This window comes from Sorangium aterium, assembly GCF_028368935.1.
Taxonomy (GTDB): domain Bacteria; phylum Myxococcota_A; class Polyangia; order Polyangiales; family Polyangiaceae; genus Sorangium; species Sorangium atrum.
In genome coordinates this window covers 796,906-818,711 of the sequence record NZ_JAQNDK010000005.1, presented here as the reverse complement: position 1 = coordinate 818,711, position 21,806 = coordinate 796,906, and the positions used below count along the sequence as shown (strand labels likewise).

Sequence of the window (21,806 nt, the reverse complement as noted above, 5' to 3'; positions counted from 1 at the left end):
CTCGCTCGCCGGCGCACCGAACGCGCCGCGCCGGCGGCGCTACAGGTACCCTTCGGCCTGCAGCGCGAACATGCGGGCATAGCGCTGGCCACGGGCGACGAGCTCGTCGTGGGTGCCTTCCTCGACGATGCGCCCGCCGTCGAGCACGACGATGCGGTCGGCCATGCGCACGGTCGGGAAGCGGTGAGAGATGACGATGGTCGTCCGCCCCTTCGACAGCGACCGGAACCGCTGGAAGACCGCGTGCTCGGCCTCGGCGTCGAGCGCCGCGGTCGGCTCGTCGAGCACGAGGATGTCGGCCTGCTCGCGCATGAAGGCGCGCGCGAGCGCCACCTTCTGCCACTGCCCGCCGCTCAGCTCGACGCCGCCCTTGAACCAGCGCCCGAGCTGCGCGTCGAGGCCCCCGGGCACGGTCGTCACGACCTCGTCGGCGCCGCCCTCGGCGACCGCGCGCGCGACGCGCGGCTCGTCCGCGAGGTGCTCGACGCTGCCCAGCCCGACGTTCTCGCGCAGCGTGAGCTGGTATTGGTTGAAGTCCTGAAAGACGACACCGATCCTCCGGCGGAGCGCGTCGGGCTCCCAGGCGCGGAGATCCTTGCCGTCGAGCAGGATTCGCCCCTCGGTGGGCTCGTACAGCCGCGCGAGCAGCTTGATGAACGTGGTCTTTCCGGCGCCGTTGTGCCCGACGAGCGCCAGGCTCTGGCCGCTCGGGATGTGGAGATCGATCCCCCGGAGCGCCCAGCGCGACTGGCCAGGATACCGGTAGCCGACGCCCTCGAACCGCACGCCCCGGTCGTGCGCGCCGTCGGCCGACAGGGGCGCAGGCGCGCCTCCGCTGCCGGCCGGCAGCGCGGTCGGCTCGCCGGTCGGGATGGCCAAATACTGAAAGAGATTCGACATGTAGAGGTTGTGCTCGTACATGCCGCCGACGCCGGCGAGGACGGCCTGGAACGCCTGCTGGCCTTGCCGGAAGGCGGCGACGTAAAGGACCATCTCGCCGAGCGAGAGCCTCCCCGCCGCGGCGCCGGCCGCCATGGCGCCATAGCAGCCGTAGAACGCGGCGGTGCCGAGGAGCGACAGGCCGTAGGACCACCCGGCGCGGCGGACCGCGAGGGCGCTGTCCTCCCGGTAGAACGACGTCGCGAGCGCCTTGTACCGCTCGAGGAACATCGGCCCGAGCCCGAAGAGCTTCACCTCCTTGGCGTGGCCGTCGTTGGCGAGCACGTATTCCAGATAGTTGAGCTGGCGGGCCTCGGGAGAGCGCCAGTTCCGGAGGCGGAACGCCGCGCCAGAGAAGCGAGCCTCGGCGACCGTGGCGGGGACGGCCGCGAGCACGAGCGCGATCACCGCGAGGGCGCTGAACCCGACGAGCAGCGCGGCGTACCCCGCGAGCGTGATCAGGTTCTGCACGAGGGAGAAGCTCTCGGTCACGACGGAGGCGGGGCGAGACGACGCCTCGCGGCGCGCGCGGGTGAGCTGGTCGTAGAACTCCGAGTCTTCGAAATGGACCAGCGAGAGCGAGAGCGCCTTCTCGAGGATCATCCCGTGGATGTCGATCGAGAGCCGCGCGCCGAGCAGCTGCCGCATCAGCGAGAGCCCGCGCTGCACGAGCGCGAGCGCGGCCACGAGGCCGAGCTCGACCGAGACCCACACGATCGCCGCGCGCTCATCGCGGGCGACCACCGCGTCGGTGATCGCCTTTCCCACGTAGGCCACCCCGAGCGGCAGCCCCGCCGCGGCGAGCGTGAGCGCGCCGAGGGCGACGCTCGCCGCCTTCGACGAGCGCCAGACGAGCTGGAGCGTCCGTGGGGTGTAGGCAAAGCTGTCCCGCAGGCGGGAGAGGCCGAGCATGGACGGCAGATTCTAACCACGCCGCGGCGCCCCGCCCGCGAAGACCCGCGAGGGCGCGAGGGCGCGAGGGCGCGAGGGCGCGAGGGCGCGAGGGCGCGAGGGCCGAGGGACGCGAACGCGGCGACCACGGGCAGCCCCCCGGACCGGGTGATGACGAGCGCGCGAGCGCGGACGCTCGACGGGCGGGCGAGCAGGCAGGACGCGGTGGCGGGCGCGCGCCCGGCGCGGTATCCCGGGGCTCCGAAAAGGAGGCTCTTCATGTCGAGCATGTCCACGTTGACCATGGGCTACGGAGCGCTGCTCACAGCGCTCGGCGTCGGAGGATTCGCGGCGACGAGCGCGCCGACGGCGCTCATCCCGGCCGGCTTCGGGGTCGTCGCGATCGGGCTCGGCCTGCTCGCGCGACAGGAGAGGTACCGCATGCACGCCATGCACGCGTCGGCCATGGTCGGCGTCCTCGGCTTCCTCGGCTCCGCGCGCGGCCTGGCCCAGCTGCCGACGCTGCTCTCCGGCGGCGACGTGGCGCGCCCGCCGGCCGTCATCGCCCAGTCCGTGATGGCCGTCCTCTCGGCGGGCTACGTCGCGCTCTGCGTGCGATCCTTCGTCACGGCGCGCCGCGCCGCCGCCCGCACCTGAGCGCGGCGCGCGCCGCCTCGCGTGAGGAGCGCGCCGCCCGCCGCCCGCCACGCGCCGCCTCGCGTGAGAGCGCGCCGCCCGCCGCCCGCCACGCGGCGCGCGCCGCCTCGCGTGAGGAGCGCGCCGCCCTGCCAAGGAGCCAAGGCCCCCTCACAGCCCGCTCCACCCATCGCCTTCCCATCGCCGCCCAGCCGGCGCGCTCCGTGCGGTCCTGTCGGGCGCGAGAGCCATCGAACGGCGCGCTCCTGCCGATCCGTAGAGAACGGCCGCTGCGGCTCCTCTCGCGTGGCGTGTGGTGGATGAGCCTCGTCCCCTCTCCTCACCCGCCTTACTCTGCACGTCCCATCTCTGCGTGTCCGATCTCCGCTCGTCGGATCCAGGCGCCCGCGCACCGAGGAGCTCTTTCATGTCGATTATTTGGCAATCCGGACCGGCAGTCCGGAATGCTATAAATCCGCTCGCAAAAAGCCAGATCGGTGCCCTCGATGCCCGTGCATGATGTACTGTCATCGTCACCAGACCATCAACTACGAGAAGAGCGAGCACCATGCTTCGACGCGTCATTGCATTGGGGCTGACGGCGCCTTTTTTCCTTTCCTGCGAGGGGAGTGGTGGTGTCATCCAGATCTGGAATTGCGAGGAGTGCCTCAAGGGCTGGACCTGCACGGCGGACGCTTGCATCCCCCCGCACTGCAGCAATGACGTCACGGATGAGGACGAGGGAGAGACCGACCGCGACTGCGGCGGCTCGTGCCAGCCGTGCGGCTTCGGCGCCTCATGCGAGACGGGCATCGACTGCAAGGAAGGCGTGTGTCGTCAGGGGGTTTGCCAGGCTCCGACCTGCGTCGACGGCGTGGCGAACGGCTTCGAGACCGGCATCGACTGCGGCACGCGCTCATGCCCGCTCTGCCCCGCGGGCGAGGGGTGCCTCACCGGCGAGAACTGCGCGTCCGGCGTGTGCAGGGAGCGTGTCTGCCAGGCGCCCTCGTGCGACGACGGGGTCCTGAATGGAAGCGAGCTCGCCGTGGATTGCGGGGGGGACTGCCTGACGTGCCGGTAGCCCGGAGCGCCCGGCGAGGCGGCCAGGCCTCGCGACCCCACCCCGACGAGGCGCCGGCGCGAGGGAGGAGCGCCCCTCGCCTCAGAGGGGATTGACCGCGGGCGCCGTCTCCAGGCTGACCGTGCCGCCGGTCGCGATCCAGCGGAAGCCATCGATGAGCGCGGTCGAGTCGAAGCGATCGTCGCCGGTGTCGAACAGGATGAACCGGAGCGAGATCTCCTCGCCGCCGCGCACCGGCGCGCGGGTCTTGAGCCACCGGGTGCCGCCGTCGTGGCGCGGGCTGAACCCCGTCCCCACGAGCTCACCCGAGCCGAGCGGACATCCGTCGCAGACATCGAAGAACGCGATATTGACGCTGACCGGCCTCCCCTCCCCGTCGAACGAGAGATTGCCGTTGTACGACCCGGGAGGCGCGGGCGTCGCCAGCGCGACGAATTGATCGTTGAAGTCCTCGCAGACCCACTCCGGGTATTCGAACGTATAGAACTTGAAGAGGAACTCGTAGCCCGTCGCGTTCGTCGGAGCGCGCAGGACGACCTCGAGGCCGATGTCGTCGTTGATGAAGCTGGACGGAGGACAGGCAGGGTTGTCCTGAGGGAACCCGGGGGGCGCTGTGCCGGCACCGTAGCTCGAGCAGCTCCCGGACCAGCAGGCGTCGGGGTGGCCAGGCAGGCGTGCGCTCCCCGTCGAGAGCGCGAGCAGGCGCGCGCCGCCCTGCACGTGCACGTTGGGTCCGAACCCATCGAAGACGCCAACCGCGGGCGACCGCTCTGCAGACGAGCCGTCCCCGCGGATATACCTCGCGGAGAGCACGCCCCACCGCCTGTCCTCGCGGGACGCCACGGCGCAGAGGTCGATCGCCTTGGCCCCGTCCACCGGATCGAAGTCCTCCAGCGCGAGGCCCTCGTCGCACGGTGGCGGCACGTTGTCGATCACACCGTCGCAATCCTCGTCCGCCGGCGCGGGGATATGGCCGCTCGCGTCGGGCTCGGTGACCTCGACCTCGATCGCGCCTGGATTCACATTTCCATCGACATCGTTGCAGTCGCCCTCCGCGGGCGTGAACCCGTCCCCGTCGCCGTCCACGTTGGGATCGGTGACAGGGATTGCGCCACCGGGGCCGAGCCCTGGCTCGCCCGGCTCATCGAGCCCGTCGGAGGCGTCCTCGCCGATGGTCCCCGCGGGCTCACCGCGCCCGTCTCCCCCGCCCCCCTGCGCGGACGCGCCGCCCACCGCGGAGCACCCGAGTGCAACGGCGAGCACCGCCATCACGGCCATGCCGGTGCAGGGGAGAGCGATCCGTCGTTCGATCATGCTGCACTTTGCCATGGGGAACGGACCGACGTCCCACGCAACCTCGAGCGGGCGAGCGCAACCTCGGTTCGAATACGCGCAGCTCACGCGAGCGCGGAGCTCACGCAGACGCGCAGCTCACGCTAGCGCGGAGCTCACGCAGACGCGCAGCTCACGCTAGCGCGGAGCTCACGCAGACGCGCAGCTCACGCAGACGCGCGCCCGCCGAACGCAGACAGGGACGGGCGCCGTTGCCGGCCGCTCTACATCCGCTCCGGCGCCTCGATCCCGAGCAGGCCGAGGCCCTTCGCCAGCACCTCCGCCGTCAGATCGCACAGCGCGAGGCGCGAGCGGCGCACCTCGTCGCTCTCGGCGCGGAGCACCGGGCAGCGCTCGTAGAAGGTCGTGAACGACCCCGCGAGCTCGAACAGGTAACCGCACAGGCGGTGCGGCTCGAGCGTGGCGGCCACGTCCTCCAGCACGGCGCCGAACCGGAGCAGCTCCAGCGCGAGCGCCCGCTCCGCCGGCTCGCTCAGCACGATCCCGGCCTCGCGCGGCGACTCGACGCCGGCCTTCCGGAAGATCGACCGGATGCGGGCGTGCGCGTACATCAGGTAGGGCGCCGTGTTCCCCTCGAACGCGAGCATGCGATCCCAGTCGAACACGTAGTCCTTGATCCGGTCGCTCGAGAGATCGGCGTACTTCACCGCGCCCACGCCGACCGCCCGCGCCACGGCGTCCGCGGCCTCGGCGTCGAGCTCGGGGTTCTTCTCCCGCACCACCTTCGACGCGCGCTCCGTGGCCTCGTCGAGCAGGTCCGAGAGCTTCACGGTGTCGCCGCTCCTCGTCTTGAACATCTTCTTGTCGGCCCCGAGCACCGAGCCGAACGCCACGTGCTCGGCCCGGGCCGGCGGCGCGAGCCAGCCCGCCTCGCGCGCGGTCGCGAAGACCATCGCGAAGTGCTGGCTCTGCGGCGCGCCGACGACATAGACGATCCGGCGCGCGCCGACCGTCGTGAGGCGGTGGCGGATCGCCGCGAGATCCGTCGTCGCGTAGCCGTAGCCGCCGTCCTGCTTGCGCACGATGAGCGGCAGCGGCGCGCCGTCCTTGCCCGTGAACCCGGCCGGGAAGACGCAGAGCGCGCCCTCGCTCTCGCGCGCCAGCCCCTTCTGGCCGAGCTCCTCGAGGACGTCGGGCAGCATCGGGTTGTAGAAGCTCTCGCCGGCGAAATCCGCGTCGGTCAACGTCACGCCGAGGCGGCGGTAGACCGACTCGAAGTAGCGCGTCGACTCGCGCACGAGCTGCCGCCAGAGCGCGAGGGTCTGCTCGTCGCCGCCCTGCAGCCGCACGACCCGCCGGCGCGAGCGCTCGGCGAACGCCGGGTCGCCGTCGAACTTGGCGCGCGCCTGGCGGTAGAACGCGTCGAGATCGCCGACCGAGAGCTCCTGCGAGGCCGCGGCCTCGCCGAGATCGAGCATGTGCTCGATCAGCATGCCGAACGGCGTGCCCCAGTCGCCGAGGTGGTTCTGGCGGATCACGCGGTGGCCGAGCGCCTCGAGCACGCGCGCGAGGGCGTCGCCGATGATCGTGCTGCGGAGGTGGCCGACGTGCATCTCCTTCGCGGCGTTGGGGCCCGAGTAGTCGACGATCACCGTCTCGGGCTGCGCCGCGGGCGCGATCCCGAGCCGGCCGCCGCCCGCCGTCTCGGCGAGCTCGCGCGTGAGGTACGCGTCCTCGAGCGTCAGGTTCACGAACCCGGGGCCCGCGATCTCGACCTTCCGGCAGATCCCGTCGAGCTGTAGCGCCGCGACGATCGCCGCAGCGACCTCGCGCGGCGGCCTGCCGAGGCGCTTGCCGAGCGCCATGGCGGCGTTCGCCTGGTAGTCGGCGTGGGTGGAGCGGCGCAGGGAAGGATCAACCGCGGCGTGCTCGGCGCCGAACGCGGCGGTGATCGCCGCCTGCAATGCGCGGGCGAGGGCGTGGACGGGATCGGCCATGGCGCATCCTTTGGCCCGGGCGCCCGGCCAATTCAATAGGCAAGCCGGAGCGGCACCGCCACATCAGCGCACCTTTGACAAAAATCGGGGTAGGCCGGACAGTTCACGCCTCACGTGAGCGCTTCCCCGCCCCCTGCCCCCGGCGATCCGCCGCCCGCCGCGAGCAACGCGCTCGCGGAGAGCGCGGCGGCCCAGCTGGTCGGGACGGTCATCTCGGACCGGTACCGGATCGTGGAGCTCGTGGCGACGGGCGGGATGGGCGCGGTCTACAAGGCCGAGCACCTGCTTCTGCGCAAGTGGCTGGCCGTGAAGCTCCTCCTGCCCGAGGCGAGGGGATCCGCGGAGCTCACGGCGCGGTTCGAGCGCGAGGCGATCGCGGGCGCGCACATCCAGCACCCGAACATCGCCTCGGCGACCGACTTCGGCACCCTCCCCGACGGCTCCCGGTTCCTCGTGCTGGAGCACGTCCGCGGCACGACGCTCGATCGCATCATCAAGAAGGGCCCCGTGCCCGCCCCGCGCGCCGCGGAGATCGCGCGGCAGATCGCGGCGGCGCTCGCCGCGGCCCACGAGCGCGGCGTCATCCACCGCGATCTGAAGCCGCGCAACGTCATGGTCGAGGACGGCACCGACGCGGTGAAGCTCATCGATTTCGGCCTGGCGAAGGTGCCGATCGAGCGCCTCTCCACGACGGACGCGCACAGCAGCGAGGCGCGGCCCGACGCCGGCCGGATCACGCTGAGCGGCATGGTCTTCGGCACGCTCGCGTACATGGCGCCCGAGGCGGCGCAGGGCATGGATCACGTCGACGAGCGCTCCGATCTCTACGCGCTCGGGCTCATCCTCTACGAGATGCTCGCCGGAAAGCACCCGTTCGACGCGATCCTCCCCGTCGAGATCTTCCGCGAGCAGATCCACACGGCGCCGCCGCCGCTCCGGCTGCGCGCCCCGGGCACGGCGGCGCCGCGCGAGCTCGAAGCGCTCGTGATGCGCATCCTGCGCAAGGACCCGGCGGAGCGCCCCGCGAACGCCCGCGCGCTGCTCGCGGCGCTCGACGCGGCCGTGCCGAGGTCCGAGGCGCTCGGCCTCCTCCCCTGGAAGGAGCCGCTCTCGAGCGGGGCGTGGCGGCTCAGCGACCCGCTGCGCGCGATCCCGCACGCCGCGCCGCCCGAGCTGCCGGCAGGGCAAGACCGCGCGGGCGCGACCGGCGGCGCCGCGTCCAGGGGCGCCGCGGCCGGCGGCGCGGCGACCGGCGGCGCCGAGGCCGATGCGTTCGGCCTGCAGCTCGGAGCCGCCGGAGCCGACGGCGGGGCGCCCGGGAAGGCAGCGCGCGGGGCGGCAGGAGGCCGGCCGCGAGCGCGGAGGCGCGCGTGGGGCTGGCTCCTCGGGGTGGCCGCCGTGGCCGCGATGGGCGCGGCGGGCGCGCTGCTCCTCGGCCGGCTGCCCGCGGGCGCAGGCTGGCTGCGCGCGGGCGCCCCGGCGGCCGCCGGCCCGGAGCTCCAGGCGGCGCCCGCAGCGGCGCAGGCGGCCCCCGCCGGGGCGCCGGCCGCCCAGGCGCAGGACGCCCTCGCCCCCCCTCCGCAAGCGCCCTCCGCGGCGCCCGTCGCGAGCGCCTCGGCCCCCGGGTCGGCCGACGCCGCGGCGGCGCAGGACGCGGGCGCGGCGGCACCGGAAGCGGATGCCGCGGCGCCGGACACGGGCGTGGCGTCGGCCGGCACGGCGCCGATCGAGGGCGCGGGCCTCCCGGCCGAGCGCGAGCGCCTCGTGGCGGCGGTCCGGGCGAAGCGGTGGGGCGACGCGGAGAGCGCGCTGCTCACGCTGCTCGAGAAGGATCGCGCCGCCTTCGAGCAGCGCGACGTGATGACGGCCGCGGCCGCCGTCGCCGTGAAGAGCTCGTACCGGACCGACGGCCGCGCGGACGCGATCTTCGACGCGCTGGAGGGCCGTCTGGGCCCGGAGGGCCTCGACATCGCCTACGAGATCGCGAGCGGCTACGGGGGCACTCAGGGCGGAAAGCGCGCGGCGGCGCTGCTCCGCCGCCCCGAGGTGCTGAAGCGCGCGAGCGTCCCGCTGCGCATCGCCGTGGCGCTGCGCGAGGCCCCCTGCCGGCGCAAGGAGGCGCTCTTCGAGCGCGCGGCGCTCGAGGGGGACGCGCGCGCGCTCGTGTTCCTGGAGATGCTCCGCTCGTCGCAGTGCCAGCCGCGCATCGGACAGTGCTGCTTCCACCACCACGCGGGGCTCGAGAACGCGGTGCGCGCCCTGCGGGACCGGCTGCGCTACTGAGCCGACCGCGCCCGCGCGTGTGCCGACCGCGCCCGCGCGGCGCGGGCTCCCGGCGCGAGGCGGCCCCGAGGGCCGCCGAGATGGGCTAGGCTCGCGCCCCCGGGTTCCACGGCGCCCAGGAGGCCAGAGCACGGCGACGGGGCGACGGGCGACCTGCGGACGACAAGAACGAAGGAACAGGAATGAGCGACAAGACGAATGAGGAGATCTACAGGGCGTATCTGCTGGGTTACGCGTGCACCGGCGACGCCTCGAAGGTCGCGGTGCTCCAGGACGCGCGCCCGCTGACGTCGGTGATCGCCGCCGCGCTCGCCCTCGCCGAGCGCGACCGCCAGGCGAGCGAGCCGCCTGATACATGGGATTCCCTGTCCGGGCGCCTGCAGGCCATGTTCGATGAGTTCGACCCGCACGGGTACGACCTGGCGGGCGGAGGCGACGAGTCGCTCGAAGACGAGGACGAGGACGAAGAAGAAGACGAGGACGAAGACGGCGACGAGCCGATCGCCTCCTGAGGCGCGCCTTCGAGGCACGGACGCGCAGCGTGCGCCGGTGACACGGCCATTCGCCCGGCGAGCCCGGGCGAATGGCGGTTCCTCACACCACCTTTGCTGCGGGCGGCGTAGATCACGACCCTCCCCTCGGCCTGAATCAAGCTCGCGCCGCGTTCTCCTACATCCGAACGTTTACGTAGTCGTGGTCGTAGTCGTAGTCGTGAACGTTCACGTGGTCGTGGTCGTGGTCGTTCACGGCCTGCCTTTGACGACCACGACCACGACCACGACCACGACTACGACCACGTAAACGTTCACGTTCACGTTCACGTTAGTGACTGGTGGAGGGGGGGGGGCAGCATTCGTGCCCTGAACGTGACCGAACGAGCCTCGTTAACGCCACAGATCATCGAGGCGCTGCGCGCGACGCGGCCCCGCTCACCCCCCGAGCGTCGCGCCATTCGAGGCGATGACCTCACGATACCAGTGAGCCGAGTCCTTGAGGACCCGCCTGCCCGTCGGGTAGTCGACGAAGACGAGGCCGAAGCGGTGTTTGTAGCCATGCGCCCACTCGAAGTTGTCCATGATCGACCAGTGGAAGTAGCCGTTCACGACCGCGCCCTCGGCGATCGCCCGGCGAAGCTCGATCAGGTGGCGCGCCATGAAATCGATGCGCTGGGGGTCGTGCACCTTCCCGTCGAGCGAGATCCAGTCCCGGGTGGACAGGCCGTTCTCTGTGATCACGATGGGCCGCTTGTACCGCTCGTAGAAGAACCTGGGCCCCCAGTAGAGGCACTCGGGGGTGACCGACCACTCGAACGCGGTGATCGGGTGCCCCACCGGGTGGGGCACCACCTCGGCGGCGCCGTTCGCCCCGGCGCGCACCGGGACTCCCCAGTAGACGTTCACGCCGCAGAAATCGACCGGCTGCGCGATGATCTCCATGTCGCCGCTCCGGACCTCGGGGAGCTCCTTCGCGAACAGGCGGAGCCCGTCCTCGGGATACCTGCCGAAGAACACGGGATCCATCCACCACGTGTTGGTCCACGTGGTCCGAGCGTTCACCGACCACGTGGCCGCGCGCGCCGCCTCCAGATCCTCCGGTGACGAGGTCGCGGGGTATTTGACCTGCGCGACGGGCGCATAATAGACGTTGCATTTCCCGGGGCTCGACGCGCGGATGGCCTGCACCGACTTGCCGTGCGCGAGCAAGACGTGGTGGCAGACCCGGAGCACCTCGGCGAAGCGCAGCCGGTCGCCGGGCGCGTGGCGACCCTCGTAGTGGCCGGCGCCGGCGAACACCTGCGGCTCGTTGAGCGTCATCCAGTCCTTCACCCGATCGCCGAGCTTCCTGACCACGACGCTCGTGTACTCGGCGAACCAGTCGGCGCTGTCGCGGTTCAGCCACCCGCCCTTGTGGTAGAGCGCGAGAGGGAAGTCCCAGTGGAAAAGCGTGGCGTGGGGCTCGACGCCCGCCTCGAGCAGCGCGTCCACGAGGCGATCGTAGAACGCGAGCCCGCGCTCGTTGACGGCGCCCGTGCCCTCCGGGAGGACACGCGGCCACGAGATGCTGAGTCGATAGGCGCGGAGGCCGATGTCGCGCATGAGGGCGACGTCCTCCGGGTACCGGTGGTAGTGGTCGCACGCGACGTCGCCCGTCTGGCCGTTCCACACGGCGTCCGGCTTCTTGCAGAACATGTCCCACACGGACGGCCCCTTGCCGTCCTCGTACGCGGCGCCCTCGATCTGGTACGACGCCGCGGCGGCGCCCCACAGGAACCCTTCCGGAAAGCCCTCTTCGCTCTGCTGTCGCGTCATGGTGGCCGCCACCATACCAAAGGCGGCCGAGCTCCGGCACCGCGGCGTCAGCCGGCGTCGCGCGCCTCGTAGCCGGCCTCGCGCACGGCCGCGAGGAGGGCCTCCTCCGTCGCGCTCCCCTCGACGACCGCCTCTCCGCGCTCGAGGCTCACCTCGCTCACCCGCGTCACGCCAGGGACCTTCGCGAGCGCCTTCGAGACCGCCTGGACGCAGTGGCCGCACGTCATCCCTTCGATAGCGATTCTGCGCATCTCCCCCCTATGCCCGCTCGAGGTGGCAGCGTCAACGAGGGCACGCCCGGCGCGCCAGCGCGGATCGCCGTCGACGCAAGAGTCCTCCGGAACCGCCCAGGAAATGCCCTCTCCAGCGCGCGCCGGCGCTCCGCTGCTGCGTGGTTGCGCCAGTTGCATCGGTCGCATCGGTCGCATCGGTCGCATCGGTTGCGCCAGTTGCATCCGTTGCGCCGCCCGCGCCCCGGTGATGTTCTCTCGAGCGTGACGGCTCTCGAGCACACGGCGCTTGTCGGCCACGGCGGCGTGCACATCATCGAGGGCGCCGGGGGGACGCGCCGCCATGCGCTCCACCTGGTCAAGCTGGTGGTGCCGGTCGAGGGTCCTCTCGAGATCGAGGCCGAGATCGGGCGGCCGTTCGAGGTGCGCGCGCCCGTGCTCACCGGCGCCGGGGTCGCCCATTCCATCGGATCTCCCGGCGCGACGGTGACGGTCTTCCTGGCGCCCGACGGGCTCGGCGCCGGCGCCCAGGCGGCCGCCCGCGGGCGGGTGCTCGCCCTCGAGGGTGCGCAGGCCGAGCGGGCGCGCGCGGCGGCGCGCGACGTGCTCCGCAGCGGGCTCGATCACGCGGCGACGCACGAGCTCATGAGGACGTGCGCCGGCGCGTTCGCGCGGGGCGGCCCGCCGGTCGATCGCCGCGTGCTCCGCGCCATGCGCCGCCTGGCGGAGCAGGCGCCGGGCCGCCCCGCGCTGGGCCCGCTCGCCGCCGCGGAGGGCCTCTCACGCTCGCGGCTCTCCCACCTGTTTCACGGCGCCTTCGGCCACCCGCTGCGCGACTACGTGACCTTCCTGCGGGTGATGACGGCCATCCGGGCGCTCATGGAGGGCACCCCGCTGGCGCAGGCGGCGCTCGCCGGCGGCTTCCACGACCAGGCCCACCTGGCGCGCGCGGTCGTCGCGACGCTGGGCCGCACGCCGGGCTCGGTCGCTCGCAGCCACTTCGTACAAGCCACAGCCACGGCCAGGGCCATGGTGATCCCCTGAACCCAAGGAGGATCCATGCCCCCCCGCGCTGTCGGCGCAGCCCGCGTCGCCCTCGGCCTCATCGTCCTGCTCGGCGGCATCAACGGATTCGTGCGCCTCGTCCCGGTCCCCGAGCCGCTCCACCCGTTCATCCAGCTGCTCGTCGACAGCGGCTACATCTACGCGGTCAAGGTCGTCGAGATCGCCGCCGCGGTCCTGCTCCTGCTCGACCGCCGCCGCCCGCTCGCGCTCGCGCTGTTATGGCCTGTCGTGGTGAACATCGCCCTGTTCCACCTGCTGCTCGACCCCCGCGCCGGCATCAACGCCGTCATCCTTCTCGGCCTGCTCGGCACCCTCACCTGGCATGATCGCCACGCGTTCGCGCCGCTGCTCGCCGAGGGGCGCTCCGGGTCGCGCGCCCGCGCGCCGATGGGCGGCGACGCGGCGCGCGGAGAGCGCGCCTCGCCCGCCTAGAGCCCGATCACCTACGGCGCGCTGTCCTGGAGCACGCCGTCGGGCACGAGGCGGAGCGAGCGAACCGCGCCCTCGCGCGCGAGCAGGAGGGCGCCGAGCACCCCCGCCTCGCTGCCCAGCGGAGAGGCGACGACCGGCACGTCCGCGCCGCGGACGGCGTGGCGCGGCAGCTCCTCTCGCACGCCGGCGAGGAGGATGTCGGGCGCGGCGAGCAGCTCGCCGCCCAGCACGACGAGCTGGGGGTTGAGCAGGTTCAGCAGGACCGCGATGCCGCGCGCGAGCTGCGTGCCCGCCTCGTGGAAGATCGCGCGGGCGCTCTCGTCGCCGGCGAGCGCCGCGCTCGCGATGGCGCTGACGGCGTGCGGGCGAGCGAGCGCGGCGAGCTGGGGTGAGCGCGCCGACGCCGCCTCGGCGGCGCGCCGGAGCGCCATGACCGAGGCGAACGTCTCAAGACATCCGCGGCGCCCGCAGCCGCAAGGCGGGCCGTCGTCCGCAATGCGGCAATGGCCGATCTCACCGCTGTACCCCTGCATCCCGAAGAACAGGCGTCCATCGGCGACGAGGCCCGCGCCGACGCCGAGCCCGACGTAAATCCACACGTACGACGCCTGCCCCCGCGCCGCGCCGAGCTCCCCTTCCGCCACCGCCGCCGCCTGAGGCAGGTTGTACACAGGCACCTGCATGCGGAGCGCGCGGCTGAGCTCCGCGCGCACAGGGAACCGCTCCCAGCCCAGGTTGGGCGCAAGCACGCAGACGCCGCTCGGCCGCTCGATGAGCCCAGGCAAGACCGCGCAGGCGCCGCGCAGCCGCTTCCGCGGCACCCCGCTCAGCTGCAGCACCTTTGGCAAGAGCTCGACGATATCGCGGACCGTCCGGTGCGGATCGCGCAGGACGGTGGGTTGCTCCAGGCGCGCCCGCAGCCGCCCGCGGGCGTCGGCCACGGCCACGGCCGTCTGCTCGACGCCGATCTCGATGCCGAGGAAGGCGGCGCTGTCGTCGTTGAACTCGAGGAGCCGCGCCGGGCGCCCGCCGCGCGATTCGCTCCCGACATCGCGGACGCTGCCGCTGTCGAGGAGCTCCTCGATGATGGCCGAGACCGTCGGCTTGGTCAGCCCGCTCAACCGCGCGAGGTTCGTGCGGGAAATCGGGCCGTGCTCTTGCACGAGGTCAAGGACGAGGGAGCGGTTGAGCTCCCGAGGGGTGCGGTTGTTCGCCGTCTTGTCGCTGGCACGGACCATTCGAGCAAAACCAGACTTAGCCGTCCTCGCACAGCAAAAGCAAGGGGGGTCGCAACCGAGCTGTCACGAAAACGCGCGCGGCGAGCGCTCGTGGTCTCCCGCGCTTCCCCGCCCCTCACGCGCGTCACGCGCGCTTCCCGCTCCTCCCCGCCTCTCCGCCACGTCTTCCCGCTTCCTCTCGCTCACCGCGCGCATCGCTGCCTCGACGCCCCCACCCCGCGGCGCGTCAGAGCTGCTTATGTCAGCATCACAATCGCCGCTGCCCGAGACGGCCGCGCGCAGCGCCCCTCCCGCCTTCCACGTAGCAAACTGCCCCGCTTCGGGGGATGGGCTCCTACAGCCCGCACCTCCGTGTGGCGGAACGCCGCATGGCCCCTTGTGAGGTAGAAACAGGGAGCGCGCGGTCCTCTCGGCGTTCGACCCGCCCGGACCTGGCGATCGCCGCGCTCCCCGCTCCCGCGACGCCGCAAAGTTCCGCGGCGGGCGGGCTCATCTCTTCTCGCAGGGAACACCGATTGCAGACGGCAACGAACAACAAGCGGTGGATGACAGACGGCAGACGCTCATCGGCCATCGACGTCCAATGAACGACAAACGGCAAACGCGGGAAGCGAGCAGACATCGAGTCGATGAGCGCAGACGCCGTGGGGCGTGAAGGAGAGCGATCGTCGAGGCGCTGGAGTCCTGACATGCCGACGCACTGTCGTCCCAGGTCGAGCGAGGGCTCGAGGGGTTGGAGGACACGGCGACATCGCGCAGCGACGCTTTGCCCAGCTCGCGCGCGATGCGCAATGCCGAGGAGACGCCCGGAGCGCCGGGCGGCATCCTCACGAGGAGTTTTCACGATCATGAAGATGGCAGACGTTCTGGGTGCAGTGTTCGCTGTGACGCTCGCCGCCTGCACGGCGACATCCGATGAGGTCGCGGATGCGGAGGAGACCGGGGCCGACGAGGGCGCGCTCGGGGTGAGCGACGTGGCGGCTGCACCGGCGACTTCCGAGCACGAGAGCCGCTTCAGCCTCGCGCGGCCCGGCGCCATGTGCGGGGGCATCGCCGGCATACGCTGCGCGGTGGGCCTCTATTGCGACTTCGCCCCCGAGGCGAACTGCGGCGCGTACGACCGGAGCGGCACGTGCGCGCTCATGCCCGACGCGTGCCCGCAGGACTACGATCCGGTGTGCGGCTGCGATGGCCGCACGTACAGCAACGGCTGCGTCGCGGCCACGGCCGGCGTCTCGGTGAGGAGCGCGGGGGAGTGCGGCCCCACGATCGTGGGGGTCGGCGAGAGCTGCGGCGGCTTCACCCTCGGCGGGCCGCGCGTGTGCGGCGAGGGGCTCTACTGCAAGTACGCGCCTTCCGCGATCTGCGGGCGCGCGGACGCGTCCGGCAGATGCGCGGAGAAGCCCGATGTCTGCACGAAGGAGCTCGCGCCCGTGTGCGGCTGTGACGGCCAGACGTACGCCAACGCGTGCACGGCGGCCGCGAGCGGCACCTCCGTCGACGCGCGGGGCGCGTGCGTGGACGCGCCGATCGAGTGAGCGAGATCGCCGCCCCGCTCCGCGGCTGCTCGAGCGCGAGGAGCGCGGGCGGCGCGCGGTCACGGCTTCTTCTCGACGGATTGCACGTCGAGCTGGATGAACTGACCGTTGAACGGCTGGGGCGCCGGGGGGACGCCGTCCACGACCAGGTGCTTGAAGTTGGTGATGCTGATGTCATTCGGATCCTCGCCCTTGAAGGACACCTTGGATCCGCCCCGGATCGGAATGGTCTTCGTGTGGTCGATCTTGAACGTGTCGTGCCCCACGTTGGGGCTATCGTTGAGCCAGTAGACCTCGGCCGGATCGGAGACGGAGATGCTGTAGCGGTTGTACTCCCCGTGGTCGGGCGCACCGCCCACGCGGAAGTGCATGCCGTCGGACGTGCCGCCCTTGTAGGTCTCCGGCTCGACGACGCCGCGGAGCCGGACGGTCACCAGATAGACCGTGTCGGGCGAGCCGCCGAACGTCTTGGTCTCGTCGACCTGCGCCGAACACGCACACTCGTCGCTGTTGCCCGGGTCCCGGTCGCACGGCATCTCCCAGCGGAAGCCGTCGATGCTGTCGGCCGCGGCGAGCAGGTTCTCTTCTTCGCCGCCGCCGCTGCCGCCGACCCCGCCGCTGCCGCCGCTGCCGCCGGCCCCGCCGCTGCCGCCGGCCCCGCCGCTGCTAGCGGAGCTCGTGCTGCTGCTGCTGGAGGCGCTCGTGCTGGCTGCCGTCGAGGCTCCCCCGCCCGAACCCGCAGCGCCGGTCGTGCTGGCGCTGGCCTGGTCGTCCGCGGGCGGGTCGGAATCGGAGCCGCAGGCGAGAAGGACCATCATCGCAGGAACCACGATCAAAGAGATTCTCATTTTACACCAGTCCGGCGAGGGCGCCGGCAGTTGAGGCTCGGGACGCGAAACGTCGTTGCCTTGGTATCACGGCTCGTTCGCGTGGCCATGTCAGGGTCGTGAGCGGCCCGGTGCACTACCGGACGAAGCCAAAGGAGGACGTGCGACCGACAATGTGAACGTTCACATGTCGGGCGTCAACGCGAATCGACCGACCCGCGGGGTTCCTCGAGCGGGCGGGGGAGCGAGACCGAGGACATGCGGACATGGGCGTGCGCTCGCGGTAGGATGCCATGGCGCCCGGGGCGCCGCGCTCCGCCGCGCCGCCTTCGCGCTTTGCAGCGAGGTTGAACGTGAGATCCTGGATCTCTGCCCGTCGAATCCTGTGCGTCCTCCTGCTCGCGCCGCTCGTCCTCGGGATGGGCATCAGCGAGCAGGAGTTCCTGTGCGAGAACGCGGCTGCGCATCTCGAGGAGTGCTGTCCGTCGTTCTCCGCGACTCCCGCGCTCTGCCGGCAGAACGTCGGCTGCAACGGGGACGAGGAGCTGTGGCTCACGGCCGACGAGAGCCGGTGCATCCAGGACAGGGAGTGTGGCGACCTCGTCGCGAGCAACGTCTGCGAGCAGGCCGCCACGCGCATGAAGCTCGCCGAGGGCGGGAGCACGGGCGTCGCGCGCCCGGTGGTGTGCCGGTGAGGCGGCGTATCCGCTCGTCGAGGCGACGATGGGGCGTCGCGGCCGCGCTCTGCGGGCTCCTCGCCCCCGCCCTCGCCAGCGCGCAGGCGCCGCAGCCTCCTCCGGGGGCGCCCGCTCCCGAGGGCCCGGAGGGGTGGAGGCGCGGCTTCGGCGCCAAGTTCTACGCCGGGGGCTCGTGGCAAAGCTTCTATTCCCTCGCCATCTATGGAGCGAGCTTCGGCGCCGCCGCCGGGGGCACGCTCGAGCACGTCGCGCTCTGGGGAGGGTGCGAGGGCTTTGTCGGCGTCACCGAGTTCGGCCTCCCCGCGCGCATGATCCGCCCGAGCTTCGCGGTGGAGACCCACCTCGGCGATTTCCGGCTCGGCGGAGGCGCCGGCATGCTCGTGCTCGCGGTGACCCGCGCGACGTCAACGTCGTCGATGACCTCCGCGGCGTTCGGGTTCAGCGGGCACCTGAGCTACGACCTCGTCACCCTCGATCAGCACGCGATCTACCTCGAGGCTCGGATGAACGTCGATCTCGCCTCGGCGATCCTCTGGGGGCCCTCGGGAGCCCTGGGCTTTCGCTACTAGCGCTGCTGCGGGAAAGTCGGACGAGGGAGCGAACCGCCATGACGCCAAGGGCGCCAAGAAGCCAGGGAGATGGGAGGGGACAGTGCCGAGACGGCGCTTCCTCTCTCCCCTTGGCGGCCTTGGCGCCATGGCGGTCTTCTGCCGATCCGGGGTAACTTCCCGAAGTCGTGTTCAGCGCCGCGGCGCTACGGCTCTCCGCCGCCGGCGCTGCCCTCGCCGTGCCGGTGCACCCGCGCCCGCCGCTCCCGGTTCCTCGCCACCTTCGCCGCGCGGCTCGCCATGAGCTCCGGCGACGGCTTGCGCCCCAGGTGCGGCGCCTGCTCCGCGTGGTGCTCGTCGAACGACCCCGGCTCGCTGCCGAGCTCGAAGATCGCGACCTCCCGCTGGCCCCGCTCGCCGAGGCGCAACGGCATCACCGCCGCGCCGATCCCCGCACCGACGTAGACCGCCCCCTGGCCGGGCTCCCCCCGCTTGCGCGTGCCGTAGAGCCCGTGAATGTACCGGTGCCCCGCGATCTTGCCGATCGAGAGCTCGTTCAGGCGGGCGACCGTCACCTGGCCCGCGTGCGTGTGGCCCGACAGCACCAGCGGGATGCCATGGCGCCAGAGCCCGTCCGCCTCCTCGGCGATGTGCGAGAGGCCCAGCGTCGGCAGGTCGCGCCGCACCCCCTTCACCGCCTTCTCGAGCGACGCATGGCCGGTATACGCGTCGTCGAGCCCCACCACCTGGAGCCGCTCATGGCCCAGCGTGATCACCGTGCTCGCGTTGCAGAGCACCGCGGCGCCGCCCCGCTCGAGCGCGCGCTTCACCGCGTCGGCGCCCGACCAGTGATCGTGATTCCCCAGCACGGCGATCACCGGCGCCTCGAAGCCGCGCACCACCTCTTCCAGCTGATCGAGGTAGAGCTGGCTGTGACACACGAAATCGCCCGTGAGCACGACGAGGTCGGGCCGCTGCAGGTTCGTCAGCGCGACGGCCGCGCGCTGCACCCGCACCGACGTCACGCGACCGACATGCTGATCCGTCAGGTGGGCAATCCGGAGCGACGACACCTGATCGAGGTAGGCCGCAGGCCCCGCGAAGCGCCGGAGCCGAATCCCCATGGTCGGGTCCGCCCCCTCGGGCGCTGGCACCCCCCCGGAGGCGCCAGCGCCTCGCGTGAAGAGCCTCCGCCACCGCTCCCTCGCAGGTACTGCGCTGCTCACGATGGCCGAGTGTAAGGGTGAGGCCGAGTGGCCGCCACCTTTTCTTTCGTCGAAGACGCCTTGACACCTCGATTCAGAGGAACGCAGCAATCTGTCTACATGGGTTACATGGGCGACGTGAACGCCGTGATCGTCGCCATCCGCCAGGACGCACACGGGGAGAGCGCCGATCTTGGAAAACTCCGCGCTCGTGCGACTCAGGCATCCATCACCGCGCCTGAGCTCGTCGGATCAGGTCGCGATCGATGGATGCCAGGGTAGGACAGCCGGCGAGCGCCATGGCGATCGAGAGCTCATCGCGCAACCCCGCGAGCACGCGCGCGACGCCCTCGCCGCCGAGCGCGGCGAGCCCCCACAGGACTGGGCGTCCGACCAGCACCGCGCGGGCGCCGAGCGCGATCGCCTTCAGCACGTCGGTACCCCACCGGATACCGCCGTCCATCAGCACCAGGCACCTCCCGGCGACCGCCTCGGCGATCGCCGGGAGCACCTCGATCGTCGCGGGGGCGCCGTCGAGCTGCCGCGCGCCGTGGTTGGAGACGACGACGCCGGCCGCGCCCGCGTCGAGCGCGCGGACCGCGTCGTCCGGCCTGACGATGCCCTTGAGCAGGAGGGGGAGCCTCGTGAGCGAGGCGAGCCACCCGACGTCGCGCCACGTCAGCGAGGCGTCGTGTCGCGAGGCCACGTAGGACGCGAGCAGAGAGCCCCGCTCCTCGGCCGGCGCGGCCGACGCGGCGTCGACGAGGTTCGCCATCACGAGCCCCTCGGGCAGCGCGAAGCCGTTGCGCACGTCCGCTATCCGGCGGCCGAGGACCGGTGTGTCGACGGTCAGCATCAGCGCCCGGTAGCCGGCGGACTCGGCCCGCTCGACGAGGGCGCGCGTGAGGCCGCGATCCTTGTGGACGTAGAGCTGGAACCACTTCGGCCCTGAAGACGCGTCCGCGACCGCCTCGAGGCTCGTCGTCGAGAGGGTGGAGAGCGTGAAGATGGTGCCGAGCTCGGAGGCCGCCCGCGACGAGGCGATCTCGCCGTCGGGGTGCGCGAGGCGCTGGTAGGCCGTCGGCGCCACCAGAATGGGGAACGGCACCCTCGTGCCGAGCACCGTCGTGCTCATGTCCCGCTCGGCCACGTCGACGAGGACGCGGTGATGGATCTCGAGGCGGCGGAAGGCGCGCCGGTTCTCGCGGAGCGTGCGGCCCTCGTCGGCGCCCGATCGGTAGTAGTCATAGGCCATCTTCGACAGCCGGGCGCGCGCTGCGCGCTCGAAGTCGTCGACGGTGAGCAGCGACGGGGCGGGGCGAGGGTCTTGCACGGTGTTCTCCTGGAGATCCCGGCGGCGCGTCCGCCCGCAGGGGGCGGTCATCCTACCAGCTGGCCCCGCGACGAGCCGGCCGGCGAGCGCGCTTCCCCGCATCCCGGGCGCGGTCGCGGCGCTCGGGATGCGGGGAAGCGCGCTCGGCCGCGCCGCGCGACGCGCGCGGCCACCACCGGGCCTCCGGGCGGCCGCGCTCGAGCAGGGGGCGCAGGCCTCGGGCTCAGTTGCAGGCGGGGAACTGCGCGCTCGCGGGCTGGTTTCCGGCCTTGAGCTCCAGCATCGCTTCCACGGTGGAACCGTTGATGTCGGTGACGCGGACATGGTACGGCGCATTCCCCATGTTGCCGTCGCCGACGACGAAATAGTTGTACGGCTCCCGCGTGGCCGTCTTCCACGTGCCGTTGATCTCCACCTCCAGCTTCTCGATCGGGTGCGCGTGCCCCTCGACGAGGATCTGGTTCCAGTTCTTGTTTGTCGGCTCCTTGAGCCGGAAGGAGACTGCACCCGTCGTCGGGCACGGGATGTACCGCCACGAGATCTTCCCCGCCGCGCCGCCGTGGGTGGTCCCCAGATACCCCTCGCGCTCTTCGCCGATCTTGAGAAAGGCGCTCTTGCTGAGATCGATGTGGCCCGCAGTGCACTTCGGGTTCGTGGCGATCGGGCACTGGTCCACGACCATGGCCTGCACCTTGCGCCCGTCGTCCCGGGAGACCTCGACGCACGCGCCGCACATCGCCGCCGCGTTGTAGTCGGCGGTGTTCATGGCGGCGAAGAACTTGCCTCCTTCGAACGGGACGTGCCCGACGACGTCCGGGTTGCGCCCTACGATCGGATAGCTGCAGTTCACCTCGGTCGAGCCCATGTCGAGCGTGTAGAAGGTGACGGAGCCGTTCTCGTACGCCGCGGGATAATCGCAGCTCACCGCCTGCTCGCCGCCGGTCGCCGCCGTCGTGGTGGTCGCGCCGGTGGCCGTCTCGCCGGGCTCGCCGCTGCTCGTCGACGTGGCGCTGCTCGTCGTGGAGCCGCCAGAGCCAGCGCCCGCGCCCGTCGTGGCGCCGCCGCCCCCTGCCCCTGCGCCGGTTCCGCCGCCGGAGCCGACCGCGCCCGCGCCGCCCGGCCCGCCGGCGGCGGACGAGGCGCTCTCCGCGCTGCCGGCGTCACCGCCGCCGCCGTCGCTGCAGCCGGCGACGAAAAGCGCGATCAGCGACACGAGCGGCCATGAAATGCCCCTGGGCATAGAACCTAGCTTCATCTCGACTC

19 protein-coding genes are annotated in these 21,806 nt (G+C 72.0%); 9 read left to right on the top strand and 10 right to left on the bottom strand.

Annotated elements, in window-relative coordinates; all coding sequences use genetic code 11:
- Window positions 1-39: 39 nt before the first annotated feature.
- Window positions 40-1,851 (bottom strand): ABC transporter ATP-binding protein, encoded by a 1,812-nt coding sequence (locus POL72_RS41380; RefSeq protein WP_272102372.1) that lies wholly within the window; start codon window positions 1,849-1,851, stop codon window positions 40-42.
- A 258-nt stretch (window positions 1,852-2,109) separates the two neighbouring features.
- Between POL72_RS41380 and POL72_RS41375 the strand changes: the two genes are divergently transcribed.
- Together POL72_RS41375 and POL72_RS41370 are read left to right on the top strand one after the other, a co-directional pair.
- On the top strand, window positions 2,110-2,487 hold the full coding sequence (locus POL72_RS41375; protein ID WP_272102371.1) for a hypothetical protein: 378 nt from the start codon (window positions 2,110-2,112) through the stop codon (window positions 2,485-2,487).
- 547 nt (window positions 2,488-3,034) lie between these two features.
- The gene (locus POL72_RS41370) at window positions 3,035-3,547 is read left to right on the top strand and encodes a hypothetical protein (protein ID WP_272102370.1); all 513 of its coding nucleotides are present in this window, start codon (window positions 3,035-3,037) and stop codon (window positions 3,545-3,547) included.
- A gap of 81 nt (window positions 3,548-3,628) precedes the next feature.
- Here the strand turns inward: POL72_RS41370 and POL72_RS41365 are convergent, their stop codons facing one another.
- Window positions 3,629-4,861, bottom strand: coding sequence for a choice-of-anchor L domain-containing protein (locus POL72_RS41365; RefSeq protein WP_272102369.1), 1,233 nt, complete (start codon window positions 4,859-4,861; stop codon window positions 3,629-3,631).
- Window positions 4,862-5,103: 242 nt separating this feature from the next.
- Window positions 5,104-6,837 (bottom strand): arginine--tRNA ligase, encoded by a 1,734-nt coding sequence (argS, locus tag POL72_RS41360; RefSeq protein ID WP_272102368.1) that lies wholly within the window; start codon window positions 6,835-6,837, stop codon window positions 5,104-5,106.
- Window positions 6,838-6,951: 114 nt separating this feature from the next.
- Here argS and POL72_RS41355 point away from each other — a divergent pair, with 114 nt between their 5' ends.
- The gene (locus tag POL72_RS41355) at window positions 6,952-9,120 is read left to right on the top strand and encodes a serine/threonine-protein kinase (RefSeq protein ID WP_272102367.1); all 2,169 of its coding nucleotides are present in this window, start codon (window positions 6,952-6,954) and stop codon (window positions 9,118-9,120) included.
- Window positions 9,121-9,302: 182 nt separating this feature from the next.
- Window positions 9,303-9,632 carry a hypothetical protein gene (locus tag POL72_RS41350; RefSeq protein ID WP_272102366.1) on the top strand — a complete coding sequence of 110 codons (330 nt, stop codon included), beginning with the start codon at window positions 9,303-9,305 and terminating at the stop codon, window positions 9,630-9,632.
- Window positions 9,633-10,049: 417 nt separating this feature from the next.
- Here POL72_RS41350 and POL72_RS41345 read toward each other — a convergent pair whose 3' ends face one another.
- Window positions 10,050-11,429: a GH1 family beta-glucosidase gene (locus POL72_RS41345; RefSeq protein ID WP_272102365.1), complete on the bottom strand. Its 1,380-nt coding sequence runs from the start codon at window positions 11,427-11,429 to the stop codon at window positions 10,050-10,052.
- A gap of 47 nt (window positions 11,430-11,476) precedes the next feature.
- The gene (locus POL72_RS41340; RefSeq protein ID WP_272102364.1) at window positions 11,477-11,680 is read right to left on the bottom strand and encodes a CopZ family metallochaperone; all 204 of its coding nucleotides are present in this window, start codon (window positions 11,678-11,680) and stop codon (window positions 11,477-11,479) included.
- 243 nt (window positions 11,681-11,923) lie between these two features.
- On the opposite strand from POL72_RS41340, the gene POL72_RS41335 reads away from it, so the two are divergent.
- Both POL72_RS41335 and POL72_RS41330 read left to right on the top strand, forming a co-directional pair.
- Window positions 11,924-12,703: an AraC family transcriptional regulator gene (locus POL72_RS41335; protein WP_272102363.1), complete on the top strand. Its 780-nt coding sequence runs from the start codon at window positions 11,924-11,926 to the stop codon at window positions 12,701-12,703.
- Between the two features lie 15 nt (window positions 12,704-12,718).
- Entirely contained in the window at window positions 12,719-13,156 is a 438-nt protein-coding gene (locus POL72_RS41330) for a membrane spanning transport protein (RefSeq protein WP_272102362.1), read from the top strand.
- A gap of 11 nt (window positions 13,157-13,167) precedes the next feature.
- Here POL72_RS41330 and POL72_RS41325 read toward each other — a convergent pair whose 3' ends face one another.
- On the bottom strand, window positions 13,168-14,394 hold the full coding sequence (locus POL72_RS41325) for an ROK family transcriptional regulator (protein WP_272102361.1): 1,227 nt from the start codon (window positions 14,392-14,394) through the stop codon (window positions 13,168-13,170).
- 848 nt (window positions 14,395-15,242) lie between these two features.
- Between POL72_RS41325 and POL72_RS41320 the strand changes: the two genes are divergently transcribed.
- Window positions 15,243-15,932 (top strand): Kazal-type serine protease inhibitor domain-containing protein, encoded by a 690-nt coding sequence (locus POL72_RS41320; protein ID WP_272102360.1) that lies wholly within the window; start codon window positions 15,243-15,245, stop codon window positions 15,930-15,932.
- A 59-nt stretch (window positions 15,933-15,991) separates the two neighbouring features.
- Here the strand turns inward: POL72_RS41320 and POL72_RS41315 are convergent, their stop codons facing one another.
- Window positions 15,992-16,750 (bottom strand): hypothetical protein, encoded by a 759-nt coding sequence (locus POL72_RS41315; protein ID WP_272102359.1) that lies wholly within the window; start codon window positions 16,748-16,750, stop codon window positions 15,992-15,994.
- A gap of 362 nt (window positions 16,751-17,112) precedes the next feature.
- Between POL72_RS41315 and POL72_RS41310 the strand changes: the two genes are divergently transcribed.
- Window positions 17,113-17,454 carry a hypothetical protein gene (locus tag POL72_RS41310; RefSeq protein ID WP_272102358.1) on the top strand — a complete coding sequence of 114 codons (342 nt, stop codon included), beginning with the start codon at window positions 17,113-17,115 and terminating at the stop codon, window positions 17,452-17,454.
- Window positions 17,451-18,026 carry a hypothetical protein gene (locus POL72_RS41305; RefSeq protein ID WP_272102357.1) on the top strand — a complete coding sequence of 192 codons (576 nt, stop codon included), beginning with the start codon at window positions 17,451-17,453 and terminating at the stop codon, window positions 18,024-18,026. Before POL72_RS41310 ends, POL72_RS41305 begins: the two co-directional genes overlap by 4 nt.
- 185 nt (window positions 18,027-18,211) lie before the next feature.
- Here POL72_RS41305 and POL72_RS41300 read toward each other — a convergent pair whose 3' ends face one another.
- From POL72_RS41300 to POL72_RS41290, 3 genes are all read right to left on the bottom strand, one after another.
- Window positions 18,212-19,129: a metallophosphoesterase gene (locus POL72_RS41300; RefSeq protein WP_272102356.1), complete on the bottom strand. Its 918-nt coding sequence runs from the start codon at window positions 19,127-19,129 to the stop codon at window positions 18,212-18,214.
- A gap of 310 nt (window positions 19,130-19,439) precedes the next feature.
- On the bottom strand, window positions 19,440-20,543 hold the full coding sequence (locus POL72_RS41295) for an alpha-hydroxy acid oxidase (RefSeq protein WP_272102355.1): 1,104 nt from the start codon (window positions 20,541-20,543) through the stop codon (window positions 19,440-19,442).
- A gap of 223 nt (window positions 20,544-20,766) precedes the next feature.
- Entirely contained in the window at window positions 20,767-21,798 is a 1,032-nt protein-coding gene (locus POL72_RS41290) for an expansin EXLX1 family cellulose-binding protein (protein ID WP_272102354.1), read from the bottom strand.
- Between the last annotated feature and the right edge of the window lie 8 nt (window positions 21,799-21,806).

Excerpts from the sequence above, each read along its gene's own strand:
- POL72_RS41380 (WP_272102372.1), bottom strand. The coding sequence starts at position 1,851 with ATGCTCGGCCTCTCCCGCCTGCGGGACAGCTTTGCCTACACCCCACGG.
- POL72_RS41375 (WP_272102371.1), top strand. The coding sequence starts at position 2,110 with ATGTCGAGCATGTCCACGTTGACCATGGGCTACGGAGCGCTGCTCACA.
- POL72_RS41370 (WP_272102370.1), top strand. The coding sequence starts at position 3,035 with ATGCTTCGACGCGTCATTGCATTGGGGCTGACGGCGCCTTTTTTCCTT.
- POL72_RS41365 (WP_272102369.1), bottom strand. The coding sequence starts at position 4,861 with ATGATCGAACGACGGATCGCTCTCCCCTGCACCGGCATGGCCGTGATG.
- argS (WP_272102368.1), bottom strand. The coding sequence starts at position 6,837 with ATGGCCGATCCCGTCCACGCCCTCGCCCGCGCATTGCAGGCGGCGATC.
- POL72_RS41350 (WP_272102366.1), top strand. The coding sequence starts at position 9,303 with ATGAGCGACAAGACGAATGAGGAGATCTACAGGGCGTATCTGCTGGGT.
- POL72_RS41345 (WP_272102365.1), bottom strand. The coding sequence starts at position 11,429 with ATGACGCGACAGCAGAGCGAAGAGGGCTTTCCGGAAGGGTTCCTGTGG.
- POL72_RS41340 (WP_272102364.1), bottom strand. The coding sequence starts at position 11,680 with ATGCGCAGAATCGCTATCGAAGGGATGACGTGCGGCCACTGCGTCCAG.
- POL72_RS41330 (WP_272102362.1), top strand. The coding sequence starts at position 12,719 with ATGCCCCCCCGCGCTGTCGGCGCAGCCCGCGTCGCCCTCGGCCTCATC.
- POL72_RS41325 (WP_272102361.1), bottom strand. The coding sequence starts at position 14,394 with ATGGTCCGTGCCAGCGACAAGACGGCGAACAACCGCACCCCTCGGGAG.
- POL72_RS41320 (WP_272102360.1), top strand. The coding sequence starts at position 15,243 with ATGAAGATGGCAGACGTTCTGGGTGCAGTGTTCGCTGTGACGCTCGCC.
- POL72_RS41315 (WP_272102359.1), bottom strand. The coding sequence starts at position 16,750 with ATGATGGTCCTTCTCGCCTGCGGCTCCGATTCCGACCCGCCCGCGGAC.
- POL72_RS41300 (WP_272102356.1), bottom strand. The coding sequence starts at position 19,129 with ATGGGGATTCGGCTCCGGCGCTTCGCGGGGCCTGCGGCCTACCTCGAT.
- POL72_RS41290 (WP_272102354.1), bottom strand. The coding sequence starts at position 21,798 with ATGAAGCTAGGTTCTATGCCCAGGGGCATTTCATGGCCGCTCGTGTCG.